Source organism: Neobacillus soli NBRC 102451 (assembly GCF_001591665.1).
Taxonomy (GTDB): Bacteria; Bacillota; Bacilli; order Bacillales; family Cytobacillaceae; genus Neobacillus; species Neobacillus soli.
In genome coordinates this window covers 17,183-36,038 of record NZ_BCVI01000060.1, presented here as the reverse complement: position 1 = coordinate 36,038, position 18,856 = coordinate 17,183, and the positions used below count along the sequence as shown (strand labels likewise).

Annotated in this window: 14 protein-coding genes and 1 riboswitch; of the genes, 6 read left to right on the top strand and 8 right to left on the bottom strand. The window is 41.5% G+C overall.

The genetic code is table 11. From position 1 onward, the window contains the following. The first annotated feature begins 398 nt into the window (after positions 1 to 398). Together BSO02S_RS20695 and BSO02S_RS20690 are read left to right on the top strand one after the other, a co-directional pair. Entirely contained in the window at positions 399 to 2,756 is a 2,358-nt protein-coding gene (locus tag BSO02S_RS20695; RefSeq protein ID WP_066072093.1) for a bifunctional YncE family protein/alkaline phosphatase family protein, read from the top strand. Between the two features lie 159 nt (positions 2,757 to 2,915). After that, on the top strand, positions 2,916 to 6,038 hold the full coding sequence (locus tag BSO02S_RS20690; protein ID WP_066072091.1) for an efflux RND transporter permease subunit: 3,123 nt from the start codon (positions 2,916 to 2,918) through the stop codon (positions 6,036 to 6,038). Between the two features lie 310 nt (positions 6,039 to 6,348). Here BSO02S_RS20690 and rpiA read toward each other — a convergent pair whose 3' ends face one another. Beyond that, entirely contained in the window at positions 6,349 to 7,035 is a 687-nt protein-coding gene (rpiA, locus tag BSO02S_RS20685; RefSeq protein WP_066072088.1) for a ribose-5-phosphate isomerase RpiA, read from the bottom strand. A gap of 248 nt (positions 7,036 to 7,283) precedes the next feature. On the opposite strand from rpiA, the gene BSO02S_RS20680 reads away from it, so the two are divergent. Beyond that, a complete protein-coding gene (locus tag BSO02S_RS20680) occupies positions 7,284 to 7,754 on the top strand; it encodes an SRPBCC family protein (protein ID WP_066072085.1) in 471 nt (156 codons plus the stop codon). 133 nt (positions 7,755 to 7,887) lie between these two features. Here BSO02S_RS20680 and BSO02S_RS20675 read toward each other — a convergent pair whose 3' ends face one another. From BSO02S_RS20675 to BSO02S_RS20650, 6 genes are all read right to left on the bottom strand, one after another. Continuing rightward, positions 7,888 to 9,132, bottom strand: a complete 1,245-nt coding sequence (locus tag BSO02S_RS20675; RefSeq protein ID WP_169802779.1) for an SH3 domain-containing protein — start codon at positions 9,130 to 9,132, stop codon at positions 7,888 to 7,890. A gap of 365 nt (positions 9,133 to 9,497) precedes the next feature. Further along, entirely contained in the window at positions 9,498 to 9,911 is a 414-nt protein-coding gene (locus tag BSO02S_RS20670; protein ID WP_066072080.1) for a DUF1284 domain-containing protein, read from the bottom strand. 193 nt (positions 9,912 to 10,104) lie between these two features. Continuing rightward, complete coding sequence (locus BSO02S_RS20665) at positions 10,105 to 11,265, bottom strand: M20 metallopeptidase family protein (RefSeq protein ID WP_066072079.1); 1,161 nt, start codon at positions 11,263 to 11,265, stop codon at positions 10,105 to 10,107. Between the two features lie 94 nt (positions 11,266 to 11,359). Next, on the bottom strand, positions 11,360 to 11,803 hold the full coding sequence (locus tag BSO02S_RS20660; RefSeq protein WP_066072076.1) for a flavodoxin domain-containing protein: 444 nt from the start codon (positions 11,801 to 11,803) through the stop codon (positions 11,360 to 11,362). Then, positions 11,800 to 12,846 (bottom strand): ribonucleotide-diphosphate reductase subunit beta, encoded by a 1,047-nt coding sequence (locus BSO02S_RS20655; protein ID WP_066072074.1) that lies wholly within the window; start codon positions 12,844 to 12,846, stop codon positions 11,800 to 11,802. The genes BSO02S_RS20660 and BSO02S_RS20655 overlap by 4 nt, the downstream gene beginning before the upstream one ends. Positions 12,847 to 13,304: 458 nt before the next feature. Continuing rightward, positions 13,305 to 15,593 (bottom strand): ribonucleoside-diphosphate reductase subunit alpha, encoded by a 2,289-nt coding sequence (locus BSO02S_RS20650; protein ID WP_066072071.1) that lies wholly within the window; start codon positions 15,591 to 15,593, stop codon positions 13,305 to 13,307. Positions 15,594 to 15,724: 131 nt separating this feature from the next. Beyond that, positions 15,725 to 15,924: riboswitch (cobalamin riboswitch) on the bottom strand. Between the two features lie 192 nt (positions 15,925 to 16,116). Here BSO02S_RS20650 and BSO02S_RS20645 point away from each other — a divergent pair. Continuing rightward, positions 16,117 to 16,542, top strand: a complete 426-nt coding sequence (locus BSO02S_RS20645; protein ID WP_066072067.1) for an OsmC family protein — start codon at positions 16,117 to 16,119, stop codon at positions 16,540 to 16,542. Positions 16,543 to 16,768: 226 nt separating this feature from the next. On the opposite strand, the gene BSO02S_RS28105 is transcribed toward BSO02S_RS20645, so the two are convergent. Continuing rightward, positions 16,769 to 17,035, bottom strand: coding sequence for a DUF1284 domain-containing protein (locus BSO02S_RS28105; RefSeq protein ID WP_268876018.1), 267 nt, complete (start codon positions 17,033 to 17,035; stop codon positions 16,769 to 16,771). A 320-nt stretch (positions 17,036 to 17,355) separates the two neighbouring features. Here BSO02S_RS28105 and BSO02S_RS20635 point away from each other — a divergent pair, with 320 nt between their 5' ends. Together BSO02S_RS20635 and BSO02S_RS20630 are read left to right on the top strand one after the other, a co-directional pair. After that, positions 17,356 to 17,550, top strand: a complete 195-nt coding sequence (locus BSO02S_RS20635) for a YezD family protein (RefSeq protein WP_066072059.1) — start codon at positions 17,356 to 17,358, stop codon at positions 17,548 to 17,550. A gap of 180 nt (positions 17,551 to 17,730) precedes the next feature. Beyond that, positions 17,731 to 18,819, top strand: coding sequence for a sulfate ABC transporter substrate-binding protein (locus BSO02S_RS20630; RefSeq protein WP_066072056.1), 1,089 nt, complete (start codon positions 17,731 to 17,733; stop codon positions 18,817 to 18,819). The last annotated feature ends 37 nt before the right edge of the window (positions 18,820 to 18,856 follow it).

The following is an 18,856-nucleotide window of genomic DNA, read 5'->3' as shown; positions in this document are numbered from 1 at the left end:
AGGTGAACGAAAGAGGGACCTCCTTTTGTTTATTTCGTATCATCCAGAGGTAGAACCAGAGATTGCTTTTTTACTAGGGAAAGACTTACAAGTGGGAAACGTTCTGGAAGACAGGGAAACCACCCGAGGCAGCCTCTCCCCCCTATTTATAGATTAAATAACAAATTACCACCCTTTAGTTCAGTGAGGGTGGTTTTTCATTTCATCAATCTTACATAATACTCAAATAGTTGGAATGGTATTATCTGAAAACTAGGAAATCTCTCCTAAAGATAAATAACAATCGATATATTTTCCTAATTTTCTTTATATTTCTTTAATTTCCCTTAACTTCCAATTTACAAAAGGGGAGTAAGATTGGTTTTGTAAACAAACCCAATCAAAAAGGAGATGTTAAAATGAAACACAAAAAGTTACTGGCAGCATCGCTCGTTACCTTGCTTCTTGGTTCCACGTCAACCTATGCGGCTTATACGAAATTGGTCGGTCCTAAAGAAGATGGAACAGCTGTTACCCCTCACAGCTGGACGGTTACTCCTCCGGGTTCACAAGTGACGCTTGGTAATTTTCCAATGGGTGGTGCGTTAAGTCCGGATCATCGCTATCTTATTGTTTCCAACGATGGTCAAGGAGACCAATCTATTCAAGTAATCGATATAAGCACCCAGCAAGTAGTTCAGACCATTCCTTACAAATCTCCCGAAGCCCTTTATTTAGGGGTTACTTTTAGTCCGGACGGTAAAACGGTCTATGCATCAGCAGGAGGCAATAACAAAATCCGCGTTTATGGATTTGAAAACGGAACATTGACTGAGCATTCTCCGATTATGCTGACAGATAAAAACAAAACAAACTTCTATCCGGCCGGATTATCTGTTTCAAAGGATGGAAAGTATCTTTTAGTTGCTAATAATTTACATCATTCGGTTTCAAAAGTGGATCTTACAACCAATCAAGTTGTAAAAACCACCTCTGTTGGTAAAAATCCTTACACTGCCGAATTAAGCCATGATGGGAAATCCCTTTATGTAAGTAACTGGGGTGAAAGCAGCATCAGTGTTGTTGACCCAGAAACGTTAACCATTAAAAGCACGATTCCCGTCGGACTGCATCCAAATGCGATTATTGAAAACACGGCGGACGGCAAACTCTATGTAGCGAATTCTGATAGTGATTCCATTTCCATCATTGACCCTAATCAACAAAAAGAAATCAAAACAATTTCCCTAAGCCCGTATAAAAATGCTCCCACAGGAAGCCAGCCAAATGCGCTTGCCTTAAGTAAGGATGGAAAAACTCTTTACGTTTCGAACGGAGGAAATAACGACATAGCCGTTGTTGACCTAAAAGCAGGAGATGTTACAGGGCTTATTCCTACTGGCTGGTACCCAAGCGGTATCTACTTAAATGATGATAAGCTTATGGTCCTGAATGCGAAGGGCCTTGGAGCCGGTTCGAACCGGGAAGGACAGTATATCGGGAGCATGATCAAAGGAACGATGTCGTTTATCGATACTCCGAATGAAAAGCAGTTAAAAAAATATACGAAGCAAGTAGAAAAGAATAATGAGATTTATAAGCCAACTGGATTCAGTGCAAGTGACAAATTCCCAATCCCTCGCTTTGAAGGTCAGGAATCACCGATCAAACATGTCATTTATGTGATCAAGGAAAACCGCACATATGACCAAGTATTTGGCGATGTGGAAAAAGGAAATGGCGACCCTAGCTTAACCATCTTTGGCAAAGAGATTACACCTAATATCCATCAACTTGCTGATCAATTCGTCTTATTGGACAACTTTTATGCGAATGCAGAAATCAGCGCCCAGGGTCATAACTGGTCTACAGCCGCACAGTCCAATGATTATGTAGAGAAAAACTGGCTGGCTAACTATTCTGGACGTAACCGCGGCTATGACTTTGAAGGGGATAACGAGGCTGCCTATCCAAAAGCAGGATTCCTCTGGACGAATGCAGCTCGCTCAGGTGTATCATTCAGAAACTATGGAGAATTCGTCGATTATGACAAAAAAACAGGAAAATATGTTGCGAATGAACCTAGCATCGGCAATAATTTTGACCCAGATTTTCCTTCCTATGATCTTAAAATTTCCGATCTTACCCGATATGAGGCGTGGGCAGAAGAATTTCAGCAATTTGTAAAAAACGGGAACCTACCACAGCTGCAAGTTGTTCGTCTGCCTAACGATCATACACTTGGAACGAAGGTGGGAGAACTAACGCCGCAAGCGATGGTCGCACAAAACGATTATGCACTTGGAAAGCTAGTCGATATGGTCAGCCATTCCCCTTATTGGAAAGAAACAGCTATATTTGTGACAGAAGATGATGCCCAAAATGGCTGGGATTCGGTGGATGCCCACCGGACAACATCACTTGTCATCAGCCCTTACACGCAAATCGGGAAAGTGGACAGTACCCTTTATGATACAACTTCCATGCTGCGTACGATGGAAATGATCTTGGGCATGAAGCCGATGACCCAATTCGATGCCTCTGCTGTTCCAATGGTCAACTCGTTCACGCATAAACCAGCGTTTACTCCTTTTAAGGTGATCGAACCAACCTATCCGCTAGATCGGAAAAATGGGGTTAACGCACCAATGGCAAAGGAATCTGCAGAACTAGACTTTACAGGGGTTGACCATGCAAACCCTGAAAAATTAAACAAGATTCTTTGGAAAGCGACAAAAGGAGATAAACCATATCCAGGGGATAAAGAGTCTAATTAAATAATGATAAAAAGGGTGACACAAAGAAAAAAATAGTGGCCCCACAACCACCTATCCATGTATATAAACAATCGTTTATACATGATGTGGCGAGTGAGGACTCAACCCTTTGGTCACCCTTTTACCTTGTGGAGTTTGTAAAGGGAGGTTTATTTTTCCATGAATCGATTTATTGAAGCAGCAATGAAACGGTCGGTATTAATCTTAACTTGTGTCGCTTTGATCATCACATGGGGGGCGATGTCTGCTTTTCAGATGCAGCGGGATTATCTGCCGCCTATTAACAACACGGCTCTTATGGTTACGATTCAAGCGGACCATGATCAAGCAGATCAGGTTAAACAAACGATTGCGGCAAAAGTTGAGGAAGCTGTCCAATCGGTTGATAAGCTTAGCTACATAGAAACCAACTCGTTTGATGGAGGTTTCATGGCAAGCCTTTACTTCCCGAACCATACGGATATGGAAAAAGTAGAAAACGACGTAAAGAAGGCTATTGATAAAATGAAATTGCCTGACCATGTGAATACACCTTTGGTTTCAAGGGTCAGCACGAACTCTTTTCCGGTGCTGCGCTTAAGTTTGACGAGCGAAAAAATCGATGAAAATCAATTGCGTACATCGATGGAAGCGAAAGTGACAAATGAAATCAAACGTGTTCCTGGAGTCATGGATGTACGTGTAACCGGAGCAGGAAAAGCCGGATACATGTTGACGCTGAAGCCAGAGCCAATCGAAAAATATCGTTTAACAGTAAAAGATATCCAAAATGCCCTTTTTTCGATTCATCCGTTATGGCCGCAAGGGACGATAAAAGAAAAAGGCGGACCGGAAGGACAAATATCGATGCCGATCCGGGTTACAGGTTGGGATATGAATCGCACCGATTTAGAAAATATTAAAATTCCTACACCTGACGGCGAAACAGTCGATTTACATGAAATCGCTACGATTAAGAGCAGTTTAGTAGACTTACAAACGATTTCAAGAACGTCGGGACAACCAAGTGTTCTTCTTGATGTATTAAAAACACCTTCAGCAAACGTTACGGATGTCACAGAACGGATCAACGAACGAATCCAAGCCATACCTGAAGTCAAGTCAGGAGCCGTTCATCTCTCCATCATATTGGACCAAGGAAAAGAAATTAACACTGCTTTAAAAGGGTTAATCAAAGAAGGATTATTAGGAATTGTCTTCTCCGTCATCTGTGTATTTGTATTTTTTAGAAATATCCGTTCAACACTGATTATTGCCCTGTCATTGCCGATCTGCCTCCTTGCCGCAACAGCTATCCTGAAAGCGATGGATGTCAGCTTGAATATCTTAACCATTTCTGGATTAATCGTCGCGATGGGGCGAGTGGTCGATGACTCGATTGTCGTAATTGATAATATGTACAGAAAACAAATAGAACAATCGGGCGACCTGGTAACAGCTCGGCAATTGGCGAGCGGGGTCGTGGAAATGATTCCTGCGATTGTTTCATCTACTGCAACTACTGTTGCCGTATTTCTGCCTATTTCCCTCATCGGCGGGATGATTAGTTCTGCTCTTTCTGGATTTGCCTGGTCCGTTGTCATTGCCCTTATCACATCACTGGCAGTTTCCATTATAGTCGTACCTGCATTAGCCTATTTATGTTGGAAAAAACAGCCGATTACGAAGTCAGTTGACGTGGAGATGAAAGCGCGAAACGTACTTCAATGGGTATTTTTAAAGAAAAAAGTGATTGTGGTCCTTACTGTGGCTTTATTTGCTATTACAGCGGTCATAGCTGCTTTCCTGCCAGTGAACTTTTTTCCAAGAGAAAATGCCAATGGTGTGACCATTCAGGTGGAGCTTCCTGAGAATGCCCAGCTTGGTGACATTGATGCTGAGGTAAAAAATATCGAAACCATCTTAAAAGACAGAGCAGAGGTCGAAACCTTCACTTCTACTCTTGGTTCAACGTTTACGCCGATGTTTGATGATGTATTTGATGAAGGCGGCGGCTGGATTCAAAAGCAAAATATCGCCAATATTTCTGTTGGAATCAAGAATCAAACAGACACAGACCTATTCGTGAAACAATTGCGCAGCCAGCTTGGAGCGTTATCAACATCTGCTGTCTTCACCGTTGCCAATCAAAATATTGCCGGTGATGATTCACGATTAAAGGTGAATTTAACGGGGGCAGACCAAAGTGAACTAGATTCAGCTGCGATTCTGGTAAGAAGTAAATTGCAGATGATACCTGGATTGAGTGTGGAAGGAACAGCAAACGATGCTGATGAGTCGATGAAACATTTCCTTGCACTTAATCAGAAGAAAATTCAACGATTAGGTCTTCATGTCGATGAAATAACGAATCGAATTAATAGCTATTTACCCCAAAATTTAAGAATGGACGTTGTCAATGGAGATGTACCAATCCCAATTGAGCTTCATATGGACACCGCTCAAGGTCAACTTGTATTTGCCGGTGATCCAAATCCGGAAAAAACGATTCTTTCAAAAATTGGACATGAAACGTTTACTGCCAAGGATGGTTCACAGGTGTCGCTGGCGGAAATTACGACATTGGAGACGAGCAGCCAAACAGTTATCAGTGAACGGGACGGCCATCCATTTGCTGCCGTGACCGGTAACATTGTCACAAGAGACATTGGCAAGGTAACGAGACAAGTTAACGAAACAATGAAAGGGTTGAACCTTCCTTCTGGTGTTGACTATTCGCTTGGCGGAATCTCGCAGCAAGTCACGCAAATGGTAATGGAAATGAGTCTCGCGCTCATCCTGTCACTTGCACTCGTTCTGATGATTGTAAGTGCGGTATTTCGTGGCTGGCATGCACCGGCTGCCGTATTGATCTGTATTCCGCTGGCCTTAATTGGGTCTATTTGGGGCATGGCGATTCTCGGAATGGAATGGAATCTTGCCGCCTTGATTGGAATGTTGATGCTTGCTGGGATTGCCGTCACCAACGGAATTGTCCTCGTCGATAAAATTGAACGGAATCTTGCTGCAGGAATGGTAGTGAGACAGGCAATCCTTTTGGGAACTGCTACAAGGGCGAGGCCGGTGTTCATGACAGCGGGGACGACGATCCTGACCCTGCTTCCCTTAGCGGCCTCAAGTAATGGAAACACACTTGTTTCTCAAACCCTCGGGGTTGTCGTTGTCGGCGGCATGATCAGTTCCACTCTTATCTGCCTCTTAATTATACCAATTATGTATGAATGGCTGAGTGTAAAACGGAATAAACGAAACACCGTTCAGCGGCAACAGGTATCAGCGTAAAAATTTCGGTGCCACTGGCACGACTCGAAATTTGTTGGAAAATTGATAGACTTAAAGATATTAAGAGATCCATACGCCAAGAGGTGATATCCCCTCTCATGAGCCAGGCGTGATGCCTGGCCTTTTGTTATTTTTGAAGGAGGAGGGAAGGATTTATATTTTTAGCCAATTACAACTTAATAGATACATCTAGAATCACCTAACTTAGACGGTTTCATGAATTTAGAATCAAAAAGGTCGAGGATTTTAAAGGGCCTTTAGCAAAAATGAAGCCAATGTCCCTTATTGGATGCGTTTCTATCATGCCTCCCTATTTATTTAAGACTTTTACTTCGCCTTCTCCACCAATTATGATAGTGTCCGTCATTCCGATGAATAGACCAGTTTCTACCACCCCTAATAGGAGCTTTAATTGATTATGCAGCCCTAAGGGATTAGGGATGGTCTGGAACTGACAATCTAAAATATAGTTTCCGTTATTGGTAATGAAAACTTTCTCTTCCTTTTTTCTTAAATGCGGAGTGGCGCCAAGCTGTGCAATTCTTTTAGCTGTCACTTCCCAGCCAAATGGGACAACTTCGACCGGGAGTGGGAACTTCCCTAAGGTTGTGGCCATTTTTGATTCATCTGCTATAATAATTAGCTTCTTCGCATTGGCACCGACAAGCTTTTCACGTAAGAGAGCGCCGCCGCCGCCCTTGATCAAGTTGAAATTGGGATCAATTTCATCGGCTCCGTCAATCGCAATATCTAGACATTGCACTTGGGAGAAATCAGTTAACGGAATATTAAATTCCTTGGCCCAGTCCTCCGTACCTAAAGAGGTAGGAATGCCTTTAATAGTAAGCCCTTGATCGACTAACTCGCCCAATTTTTTCAACAGCCAATAAACGGTTGAACCAGAACCTAAACCAATCGTCATTCCATCCTGAATAAATTCTGCTGCTTTCTCACCAGCAGCTTTTTTTCTTTCATCTGTCGAGTTTAAGTTTAACAAAGGGGCCACCTCACGTTTTTATTTTAAATAATAGCATATGTTGTATTTTCCTTGAAATCTGTCACATCTAGTATGTCATATTCGACGATGAATGTTTCCGGATGTTCAGCACTAAAACCCCCGAATTTTTCATATCTCTCATTGTTCGAGTTTTTCATTTTTAACAGGCTCTAAAAGGAATTCGCCAATTAAAGAGGAATACTTATTAAGTAAGCAATTTTTTTAATGCAAATAAAAGAGGTGTTAACATGAAGTCATGGTCAAAAGAAATCGAAATAGAGGCACCGATTGATCAAGTTTGGGGACTGTTAGATGGATCATTAGAGGAAATGCAAAAAATTATGCCGCAAGTGGTAGATCATAAACCTGTAAAAGTGACGGATGAAGGTGTTGGAAGTATCTATCGTCAAAAATATAAAGAGGGGAAACGTATAGAGGAGTACGATGTCGAGACATTAGAATATGAAAATGCTCCTGATAAAAAGAAATTAAAAGTAGGCTTCACGCTTGCAAAAATGTTTGAGATTACGGCCTTGTATGAACTATGCCAAATCAACCAGCAAAAAACGCTGTTTACTTATACCTGCACGAATCGCCCGTTGAAATCGTTCCTTAAATTATTTTTACTCTTTTCAAGTGATAAAATTGTCGTGCAGTTTTGTGAGAGAGTCAAAAATGTAGCAGAGGAAGAATATAAAAAAACAAATTTGTTAGTTTAATAGGGGCAGTTGGTGGTAATTAAAAGTTTCCGTGAATTCGAGCAAAAAAGTTGAAGCGGGACGAGGGGACGCTTCTCTCGCTTCATTTTTTAATTTTTGAAGCACAAGAATCGACATGCCTCGCGTCCCTCTGTTATTGAAGAGAATGTAAAGTCATTTGTTGACCTCTGTTACCTTCAAGTGTTAGTGTTACGTTTTTTCCTTGGTGGTTAAATAATTCATTTATCATGTTGCCTGAGGCTTTTGCCATATGAGTGTATCCATCAGGCGTGATGAAACGAAAAGTTCCCCCAGGCTCTACTCCACCTATTTGTGCTGCTACGGTTATTTGATTTGGAGTAGAGGCAGTTGTGGCAGGGATGTTGATTGTTTGGCCAATTTTCAGCTTTGTTGGGTTTACTGTTGGATTTAGTACTTGAATGGCCGAGACAGAGACCCCTAATGTTTTACCGATTTTTGTAAACGTATCACCGCTCTTAATCACATACACTGTGCTGTTGGTCTTAGTAGGCTCAATTTTTGTATTTGCCGGTGCGGTATTCGTTAAATAGGTTGCACTAACAAACGCTTTTTTTCCGCCCCATTGAATCTGAGCCCAACCATTGGAGGTTGATGTCACAGCTACATGATCGTTTAATTTGAACGAACCTAGTACCGGACTGTTCGTAGAAGCAGCTTCTCTAACTCGCAACGATGAGGCAGTGACTACCATTGTTTTTGCTTGAGATTCAATTGATTGTTTTTGTAAAAGATAGTCAGCGCTGACAAAACAAACTCGGCCCTTGATCAGAATGCCGGCCCAGCCGTTTTCTACGAATGCAACCTTGACAACATCCCCTTTTTTATAGGTTCCAATAATACTACTTTTAGTGGTTGGTTGCGAGCGAACATTAAGTGTAGTGGCGGTAACTGTTTTGTCTTCTACTTTTGGTAAAAGAATTTTTTTACCGACAATGGAAGTCAGCCCATTGGCATCTAAAATTTCTTGTGCAGTGACTCCATGAATCGCAGCGATCGTTTCAATTTTTTCGCCGCTTTTTACTTGATATGTATATTCTTTGATAAAGGCTGCATCCGCAGTGCTTGTATACAAGCCAAGAACAACGGTAAATATGCCAGTCACAATCAGTTTTTTTATGGTATTTTTTTGAATCCATTGGTTAACCTGTGAAACATATGTATTCCAATTTGCTCGAATATCTTTTAAGAATCCTTTGACATCTAGTACATTTCGAAGATCAAACTGTATGCTTTTATAATATTCACGTTTTTCCATCCTCGAAGTGAAAACCGGTACACTTTTTGTGTGCTTGCTTTTTCCGTAAGTTTCTTTCCTGCTTAATGTTAATTCGCCATTTCCAGTTAATTCCTTCGTCAAAATCATCATTTCTCCTATTCTCTCTTTTTAGTTATAAATAAGACCATGACTCATATGATCTACCCCATTGTAATATTCGAAATGTTGGATCGTTTTCTGTCTTAAATTTGTAATAATTAGTTGAAAATACATTATGGTGGATTGATTTCCACTTTTAGGTGTAGAAGTGGGATTAGTGGATTCTGCTAACGTTTAATGCGGTGTAGGACCATCCTGCGGAGACCCCCGCTTATTAAAGCGGTAAGGCGTAAAAGGCAAACAGAGGGGAAAGATGTTCCTCTCTGTTGTTTTTCAAAAAAGTCCTTCGTCAATATTTTTAAAGGTAACGGCGCTCAAAGGTTTATATATTAAGGTTAATGGGCTTGTTAAAGTTTTCTTAAGCCCTTCTCTTCATGAATCTCTCGAATACCTTCCTCACAAACTCCATATGAACGCCAGGAGCAAGTTTCACACACAATTTGAATATCAGTTGGGACGACAAACTTTCGTATGCACGACTCAATGTCTTTCCAACTCAGAATTTGCCCGATTTTAAGCCCCATTTTTTCTAAAATAACGGCGTCTCTTTCATAAATATTTTCGTCTTGGCAGTGGTATTTACCTGAGTTGGGGTATTTTTCGCACAACTGATCAGGTCCCTTTACGAGCTGAATTAACGTATTGGGGTTTTCTCTCAAGGTTTGATGCAAATGTGTCATATTTTCCACGTATTCTTCGGAATAACCCATTCCCCGATAGCCCAAAAGGCAAAAAAGATGATGTCCCCGCAACTTATACATAATTCTCCCCCCAGTTTCAATTATATTTAAATGTTAACTAAAGTAAATTCAAGGTTAACAACTATTACTCATCATAACATAGCACACCTGAACGATTGGGAATTTTTGTTTTACTAACAGGTACATTGCATGTGGAAAATTAGTTAAGCAAAAAAGCCTGAAAGGGGGGGGCAGCGGGAACCGTCCTCATGATTCAGGCGTTCAAAGCCAATTGGATCATCAGTTCGATTCCTGCGGGAATGGCGGCTTCGTCGATGTCGAATTTGGGATGGTGGTGCGGGTATTGGCTTTTTTCGCTTTGCATGCCAACATTGATGAAAGCTCCGGTTTTTTCCTTTAAATAATAGGAGAAATCCTCAGCGCCCATCACTGGTTCCTTTACCACAAAGACATCTTCTCCAAAGGTTTTTACAATGATGTCTTTAGCCACATCGCATGCCTCTGGATGATTGTACAAAGGTGGCGTTCCCTCAATAAAGCGGTAATGCCCTTTTGCTCCAAAGCTTGCACAAATCGATTCCGTTAACTGAGCCGTTTTTTTATGCATCAACTCTGCTCCATCAAACGTCATGGCCCTGATTGTTCCTTGTAATGTAACCTTTTCAGGAATGACATTATAGGAATTGCCCGCCTGCATCCCGCCAAACGAAATCACGCCTGCATGCATCGGATTCAAACTTCTGCTGACAACCGATTGAAACGCCTGAATCAGGTGGGTTGCGATATAGATTGGGTCCACCGTTTGATGCGGATAGCCGCCGTGTCCGCCTGTTCCTTCAATCGTAATATCAAAATCATCACTTGAGGCCATGGCATAGCCGGTGGCAAAGCCAATTTTTCCAAGAGGCATACCGGAGATATAATGAATGCCATAGATGACATCGACTCCGTCCAATACACCCTCTTTTACAAGCTGCTGTGCACCGCTTGGTGAGGCTTCCTCTGAGCTTTGAAAAATCAAGACAATATTGTTTTTTACGAGATGTGGATTTTCGCTCATCCATTTGGCAGCTGCTAGCAAAGTTGCCGTATGACCATCATGACCGCAGCCGTGCATAACGCCTGGTACGGTTGAAATATAGGGCTTGTGCTCCCCTTCTTCTTGAAGTGGAAGGGCGTCCATATCAGCCCTAAGCGCAATGGTTTTGTTTCCTTCTGTTCCTTTAAAAGAGGCAACCACATTTGGTGCCGAAAACCTTGAATCTAGCGGAATACCAAATTCAGCTAATTTCTCTTTTACATAGGCAGCTGTCTTATATTCTTGTCCTGATAACTCAGGGTGCATATGAAAATGCCGGCGCTGCTGAATGGTCCAAGCGACTAGCTCTGAATCTATTAATTTTTTCTGTAACATGATTGCCCTCCAGGTAGTTATTTTTCTAAAATATGTTTGTATTTTTATACATTAATTGTAATTTATATTCAGTGGAAATACAACTAAATAGCAACTAGGCACCATTTTCAATTTTATTCCAAATGGTGTCTGCGAATCTCCGGCAGCGCTCAAGGTCTGTTGTTTGCGGTGAGACCTCGATTTTTAGTGTGACAGCCAAACGACAGTGGGCATAGAGCATGTCCCGAAAAGCATCCACTGCGCCGCAAAAGTGGGGGTAAAAGCTGTCACCAGTGCCGACAACACCGGTTACAACATGCTTGGTATCCATGGTTTCAAAAGCGCGATACAGCGCGCGCATTTCAACGGGAATCTCCCCATCACCCCATGTGTACGTACCGATAATGACCGCATCAAAGGACGGTAAATCCTGTAAAGGGAACTGGTCACTCCGAAACAGACAAACCTCTATTTTTTTCCTAAGAAATAAATCTCTTAAGACATAAACTAACTCTTCCGTATTCCCTGTTTTTGAGGTATACACGATTGCGAGATTCATAGTTCATCGAAGCCATTCGATTGCGTTACCTTCGCATAGGTCCGTGATTTTTGTTCAAAGAAATCCGATTTGGTTCCATTCATCATTTCATCGCTGAACACATGAATCCATGGCATCGGATTGATTCGCTCCTCATAAAGATTCGCTAAACCAAGCTGGCGCAACCGTTTATTAGCAAGGTATTCCGTGTAATCATCGTACTCATCTAAATCAATTCCAGTTATATCTTTAAGGATGAAAGCGGCCCACTCTTTTTCCAGCTCGACAGCTTGTCCAATGGTTGTATAGACATAGTCGATATTTTCCTGATGATTCAATTCTGGATTTTCTGTTAACAGAATCCGGATAAACTGGGCGATGAAATAAGCGTGCTGCATCTCATCCCGCTGGATATAGCTGATCATTGTGCTCGTCTTGAGCATTTTTTGTTGTCGGGCAAGGTGATAGAAAAAAGCAAAGCCAGCATAAAAATAAATCCCCTCGAGATTTATCGAATTGACAGCTAATTGAAATAAATGCTGCGGTGTCGGGGTTTCACGAAAGCTTTCATAAGCCTGCAAAATCAACTGGTTCCGTTTTTGCACGATGGGGTCACTTTTCGCTTGATTGAACCGGGCCTTCTGCTCGCTTAAAGGGACAAGTGAGCTAAGGATGTAAGAATAGGATTCATTATGAACCGCTTCCTGCTGAGCAATGACGGCAAAAATCGCCTTAAAGCTGGAATCGGTCACATAATCCATCACTTGTGTCATCGTTGGTGTTTGCAGACTATCCAACGAGGCCAGCTGGGTATTGATCCTTAGAAATACTTCTTTCTCAGCCGCACTAAGCATATCCCATTGTTTAATATCATCCTGCATATTAATTTCCTGTGCTTTCCAAAAATTCCCCAATAATGTTTGATACAAATCGTACATCTGCGGGTAGGCGATGTCATTCCAGTTCAGCAGGCCGGAAGATTCACCGTTAATGATTCCGGTTGATTTATTAGGAAACTCCGGGTTTAACAATTTTATTTTTGCTAATGGTGCATGAATATCCATCTGAAAAAACCTCCTTGTTTGTTTTAATATTAATGCTTTGAAATTTAGTTGCCGAAATCTCCATTTAGGTGGTTTATAAAGCCCGATAGCCAAGCTGAAAGTCAATTACGGTCGATAAGAAAGGTTTATAAAGCCCGATAGCCAAGCTGAAAGTCAATTACGGTCGATAAGAAAGGTTTATAAAGCCCGATAGCCAAGCTGAAAGTCAGTTACGGTCGATAAGAAAGGTTTATAAAGCCCAATAGCCAAGCTGAAAGTCAATTACGGTCGATTAGAAAGGATTATAAAGCCCGAAAGCTAAGCTGATAGTCAATTACGGTCGATAAGAAAGGTTTATAAAGCCCGAAAGCTAAGCTGATAGTCAATTACGGTCGATAAGAAAGGTTGGTTCACCTAGTTCCTTAACCGTGTTTGTCCTCTTTTATCTACAATTTGAACGAAGGCTCATATACCTCGTGCTAGCTTTGGCACGCTTCACATTCTGCTATTTCTGCCTGCGAGGTACTTCTAACGTAGTACGTTGTTTTTAGCCCATGCTTCCAAGCTTCCAAATGCAGGTTCAGTAATTCTTTGGCTTTAATATCATGACGAACAAAAAGGTTGAAGCTGATCCCTTGGTCGATGTGGCGCTGCCGGGCCGCATTTTGTTTAATGCTCCATATTTGATCTAATTCATGTCGTGCCCGGCGGTAATACAGATACGTTTTATGATTCAAGTCCGGTGCTGTGACTTTGAATTTAAAATTTTTCTTCTCCTCCGCATATTCAACCGAATAGATGGGGTCAATGCCATCTGTGGAGGCGCCGATTTTCGCGGTTGATGAGTTAGGAGCTACGGCCATTAACCAGCCGTTGCGGATTCCTCGTTCAGCAACTTCCTGTTTTAACTCCATCCATCTTTCCGAACAATAATTTTTCTGCTCAAAATAGGCCCCCGTTTGCCACTCAGATCCTTGAAACTCCCGATATGCGCCTTTTTCGATTGCCAGTTCTTTAGAGGAGTGGATTGTATAGTAAGCAATCTCCTCATACAGTTGGTCGGCCAATTCCACCGCGGCCTCTGACTCCCAGTGTATGCCTTCAAGGGCAAGCAAATGATGCCATCCGAATGTTCCGAGACCAATGGCCCTGAACTTTTGATTGGTTATCTGGGCTTGTCCAACGGAGATTGTATTTAAATCAATCACATTATCCAGCATTCTTACTTGAATGCGAATCAATCGCTCAAGAATATTGGCCGGGATCGCCTTTGCCAGATTAATAGAAGACAAGTTACAAACCACGAAATCACCGGGCTTGCGAACGATGACAATGTTCCCGTCTTCATCCTGGTATTCATTGATGATGGTTGTCGCCGACATATTTTGTGCGATTTCCGTGCATAGGTTGCTGCAATATATCGAGGTGCGGCCGGCCCCAGCCAGATGCTTATTGGGATTTTGTCTGTTTACTTCGTCACGGTAGAACATGTAAGGGGTACCCGTTTCCAACTGAGATACCATGATCCGCGCCATAATTTCCATCGCCCGGTACGTTTTCCTTGGCAGCAACGGATGATTCACAGCTTCTTCGTATTTTTTTGAAAAATAATCCTGATCGGTTTCATCATAAAAATCCTCGAGTCCCAGTGGGTTCCCGTTATCATCCTTCCAGCCCATATATTGCTTGACTTGATGGGGACAAAAGGTATGCCACTCGCCGATACTTCTTCCATTCTCATCTGTTTCCTGCAGTTTTTTCATAAAAAGATCGGGTATGGCCACGCCGGTGAAAATATCATGGGCTTTACGGCGTTCATCACCATTATTTGTTTTCAAATCAAGAAAGCCGTTCATAATATCTTTATGGAAGACATCCAAGTACACAGCAATTGCGCCTTGCCGCTGCCCCAGCTGGTCGACACTTACCGCAGTATCATTGACCAGCTTAATCCACGGAACAACCCCTGAAGAGTTGCCTTTGAATTTTTTAATATCGGAGCCAAGTGCGCGGACTTTTCCAAAATAGAGGCCAATGCCGCCCCCATCTTTACTCAGTCTCGCGGTATCCCAATTATTTAAATAAATACCGTCAAGAGAATCGTCAACAGTATCAATGAAACAAGAGGATAGCTGGCCGAAACTTTTGCCGGCGTTCGCGAGTGTGGGCGTCGCAACGGTCATATAGAGATGACTTAGGGCCCAATATGCTTCTTTTACAAGCTGTAACCGTTTGGAGGAATGTTCATTCTGCATGATCGTCATCGCAATGATCATAAAGCGCTCTTGCGGCAGTTCAAACACATTTCGCTCATGATCTTGAGCGAGATAGCGATCAGCAAGTAGAAATAACCCGATGTAAGTAAATAGAGTATCCCGTTCGGGGGCAATCACACTAGCTAGTTCATCGATTTCGTCTTTCGTATAGGTGCTTAGTAGTTTGCTAGAGTAAATGCCGATTTCTGTTAATTGTTTAATGAGGAGGTAAAAATCTCCGTACTTTGCCGTGTGGTCGTATCCGCGGTTCTTGGCCGCCTTTTGATACAATTCATTCAAAAATAAACTAGATGCGACAAAGGTCCAATCGGGCTGGTCCATGGCAATATGATTGATGGCATAGAGGAGTGCGTGCTGGTTAGCTTCAGCCTCTGGCACGTTCAGTTCTCTAATTTGTTTTTCAAGCATGGTTGTATCCAATTGGTATCTTTCTGAAGATTGTTTGAGACAATCTAATACTAATTGAATTTTATTTTTTACTTTTGTAGTCATCGTCATTTCCCCTTTAACAAAAAAATCCGCTCAAGGGATTTGAGCGGATGAAACGATCACACGACAAAAGGAAAAAAGAAGACTTCCTGCCTTTTGCTGCCATCGTTCATCTCCTCAATCCCCGAAGAAGTGAAACTACTTAAGAAAGACAGGTCTCCTGACTTTTGCGTCATTCTACTTTGAGCCCTTCCCATATAAGCGTCTATTTTCATAAACTCTCTCATACAGTGGTTTGCTCATTTCGTCAGCAATTACAGTTGCGGGGGCAGTTCCGGATTCTCACCGGATTCCCTATTAAGCCGCTAGCGGCATCTATTCCTAAGGCGAATACAATATATAGTTTTATTTTCAAAAAACTAAACAATATGTAGATATTAAGCTGAAATCAATCATAGTATAAATAGTTTTAGATTTCAAGTATTTTTAGAGGCTATACCAAGTGCCAGTCATCATCTACGCAATTGGAAATAAAAATAAGGAATGCTCTGATTGGTTAGAATAAAAACGTGAAAGGGGTATGAATATGGATTTTACAATTAACTGGAAAGAAAAAATGGCATTTTCGGGCGTTACTCCCTCTGGTCATGAGTTTAACATGGATGCAGCTCCTGAAGTCGGGGGAGAGAACACAGGCGCTAGGCCGACAGAATTACTTTTACAGGCAGTTGCAGGTTGTACAGGAATGGATATTATGTCAATCTTGCATAAAATGCGCCTCGAGCCTTCCGCCTTCCAAATGGATGTGAAAGGCGAACGAGCCGAAGACCATCCCAAAAGATTCACAACGATAAACATTCATTATGCGTTTGATGGAGACTTGCCGGAAGACAAGATCATTCGAGCAATTCAATTATCAAAAGACAAATATTGTTCCGTCTCCCACTCCTTAAATTCGGAAATAACCGTAAGCTACTCCATTAATGGTGTTAATGGAGAAAAAGACATATAATTTTAAAAAAATAAATGCCCTTTTACTGGAAAGGACGTTACTTCTTTTAATTAGAAAGAGGACTTATTCTCAGACCCGGCGTGCGACCTAAGGGACGGTTCTTACAGGGGTCAATCGGAAGTTTTGCGCGCAAAAAACTGGAATCAAAAGAACAGCTTTTCATTGAAGATTTCACAAAAATGGTAAAGAACTTACCAAGAATTAAAAATGAAACACATGAGTGGTATCAGCAAAATAAATTTACGTTAATGAAAAAAAACAAATTCACCTTTTCTGGAACAAATGCATATGAACGCCAGGAACAGGTTTCACACACTATTTGAATATCGGTGGGGACGACAAACTTTCGTATGCACGACTCAATGTCTTTCCAACTCAGAATTCGCCCAATTTTAAGCCCCATTTTTTCTAAAATATCGGCGTTTCTTTCATAAATATTTTCGTCTAGGCAGTGGTATTTACCTCTAACTAATCTATTGAATCCAATCTCCAAACCTGATAATATTTAAGAAATTTTAAAAACATACTTGACAGGTAGGAAAGGTCAGAATAAAATAAAAATAATTCAAGTTCCTTCCCACAGAGGATTTAAATTAAATATTGAGCTGATTGGAAAACCAAAGGCTTATACTCCATTACCCGAGTATAAGCCTTTTTTCATTAGAAGGGAGAACTGCTCACTATGAGATATCCGATTAGTAAGTGGAGTCCACATTGTTGTCCTTGATCTAGGTAAGAAAATACGGGTTTATTTTTTTTGAATTAAAACCAAGTATTCTTATGAGATATTGTTAGATTAGAAGGGGTGATAATATGGCAGTAGTGGATCAAGCGAAAGAAAGTTTTATTCTAGCGACTTTAAAAGGTATGGAGTATGGTTCGGTCGTGATAACCATTCATGACGGCACGATTACTCAAATTGATAAGACAGAGAAAACTCGATTTGGAACGAAAAGGGTCGCCCCAAATGAACAAAAATCATTCACAAAAAGTGACAACACTTACTAATCAATTGGTTATACTCTTATGAACATGTTGCCGATCAGTCATTCTGAAGGCTGCTTAATTTTTTGATTGTGCAAAGGGAGCTTTGGACGGACTTACTTACAAAAAGTCTGGGCTTAAGTCCTTCTGCATAATGTGAAAATTCAGCAGCCTTTTATTATTAAAAAAATTGGAGGATATCAAATGAAAATTCATAAAAAAATGGCCTACAAATTTACATTAGTCCTTGTTTTACTGGCGGTCATTTTAGCAGGTTGCAGCAGTAATACAGCAAGTAGTCCCAAAAAACAAGATAACGATGATAAAACCAAACAAGAGGCATCGAAAAAGAAGGACCCCGTTCAATTATTAAATGTCTCATATGATCCAACCCGTGAGCTCTATGAAGAATTTAATACGGAATTCGCTAAATATTGGGAAGGAAAAACGGGTCAGCGCGTTACCATCCAACAATCACATGGTGGTTCGGGTAAACAGGGCCGTGCTGTTATTGATGGGCTTGAAGCAGATGTTGTGACCTTAGCATTGGCTTATGACATCGATGAGATTGCAAACCTAAGTGGAAAAGTGGATAAGGAGTGGCAAAAGAGGCTGCCGGATAATTCAACTCCTTATACCTCGACGATTGTATTTTTAGTAAGAAAAGATAACCCGAAAGGTATTAATGATTGGGATGATTTAACCAAAAAAGGTGTTTCTGTTATCACGCCGAACCCAAAGACATCTGGGGGGGCAAGATGGAATTATTTAGCGGCATGGGCTTATGCGAAAGAAAAATATGCTGGCGATGAAGCTAAAATTAAAACTTTCATGAGCCAATTATATAAAAATGTGGAAGTTTTAGATTCTGGTGCACGCGGGGCTACGACAACTTTCGTGGAACGGGGGATTGGCGATGTCTTGATTGCCTGGGAGAACGAAGCATTCCTGACACTGAATGAATTAGGGAAAGACAAATTTGAAATTGTCGTGCCTTCGATTAGTATTCTCGCGGAGCCTCCAGTTGCTGTGGTTGATAAAGTGGTCGACAAAAAGGGAACGAAAGAGGTAGCAGAGGCCTATTTGAACTATTTATACACCGACAAAGGGCAGGAAATTATCGCGAAAAATTACTATCGCCCACGGAACCAAGCTATTCTTGACAAGTATTCAGATCTATTCCCCAAAATCAATTTAGTTACGATTGATGATGATTTTGGCGGTTGGAAAAAGGCACAGGAGAAGCACTTTAATGACGGTGGTACCTTTGACCAAATTTATCTACCAAAGTAAGCAGACTTACTCATTGATAGGCGTTCCAGATCCTAGC

Coding starts and splice junctions, on each gene's coding strand:
- BSO02S_RS20650 (WP_066072071.1), bottom strand. CDS start 15,593: ATGACTACAAAAGTAAAAAATAAAATTCAATTAGTATTAGATTGTCTC.
- BSO02S_RS20630 (WP_066072056.1), top strand. CDS start 17,731: ATGAAAATTCATAAAAAAATGGCCTACAAATTTACATTAGTCCTTGTT.
- BSO02S_RS20635 (WP_066072059.1), top strand. CDS start 17,356: ATGGCAGTAGTGGATCAAGCGAAAGAAAGTTTTATTCTAGCGACTTTA.
- BSO02S_RS20670 (WP_066072080.1), bottom strand. CDS start 9,911: ATGTATAAGTTGCGGGGACATCATCTTTTTTGCCTTTTGGGCTATCGG.
- BSO02S_RS20690 (WP_066072091.1), top strand. CDS start 2,916: ATGAATCGATTTATTGAAGCAGCAATGAAACGGTCGGTATTAATCTTA.
- BSO02S_RS20680 (WP_066072085.1), top strand. CDS start 7,284: ATGAAGTCATGGTCAAAAGAAATCGAAATAGAGGCACCGATTGATCAA.
- BSO02S_RS20660 (WP_066072076.1), bottom strand. CDS start 11,803: ATGAATCTCGCAATCGTGTATACCTCAAAAACAGGGAATACGGAAGAG.
- BSO02S_RS20665 (WP_066072079.1), bottom strand. CDS start 11,265: ATGTTACAGAAAAAATTAATAGATTCAGAGCTAGTCGCTTGGACCATT.
- BSO02S_RS20655 (WP_066072074.1), bottom strand. CDS start 12,846: ATGGATATTCATGCACCATTAGCAAAAATAAAATTGTTAAACCCGGAG.
- BSO02S_RS20645 (WP_066072067.1), top strand. CDS start 16,117: ATGGATTTTACAATTAACTGGAAAGAAAAAATGGCATTTTCGGGCGTT.
- BSO02S_RS20695 (WP_066072093.1), top strand. CDS start 399: ATGAAACACAAAAAGTTACTGGCAGCATCGCTCGTTACCTTGCTTCTT.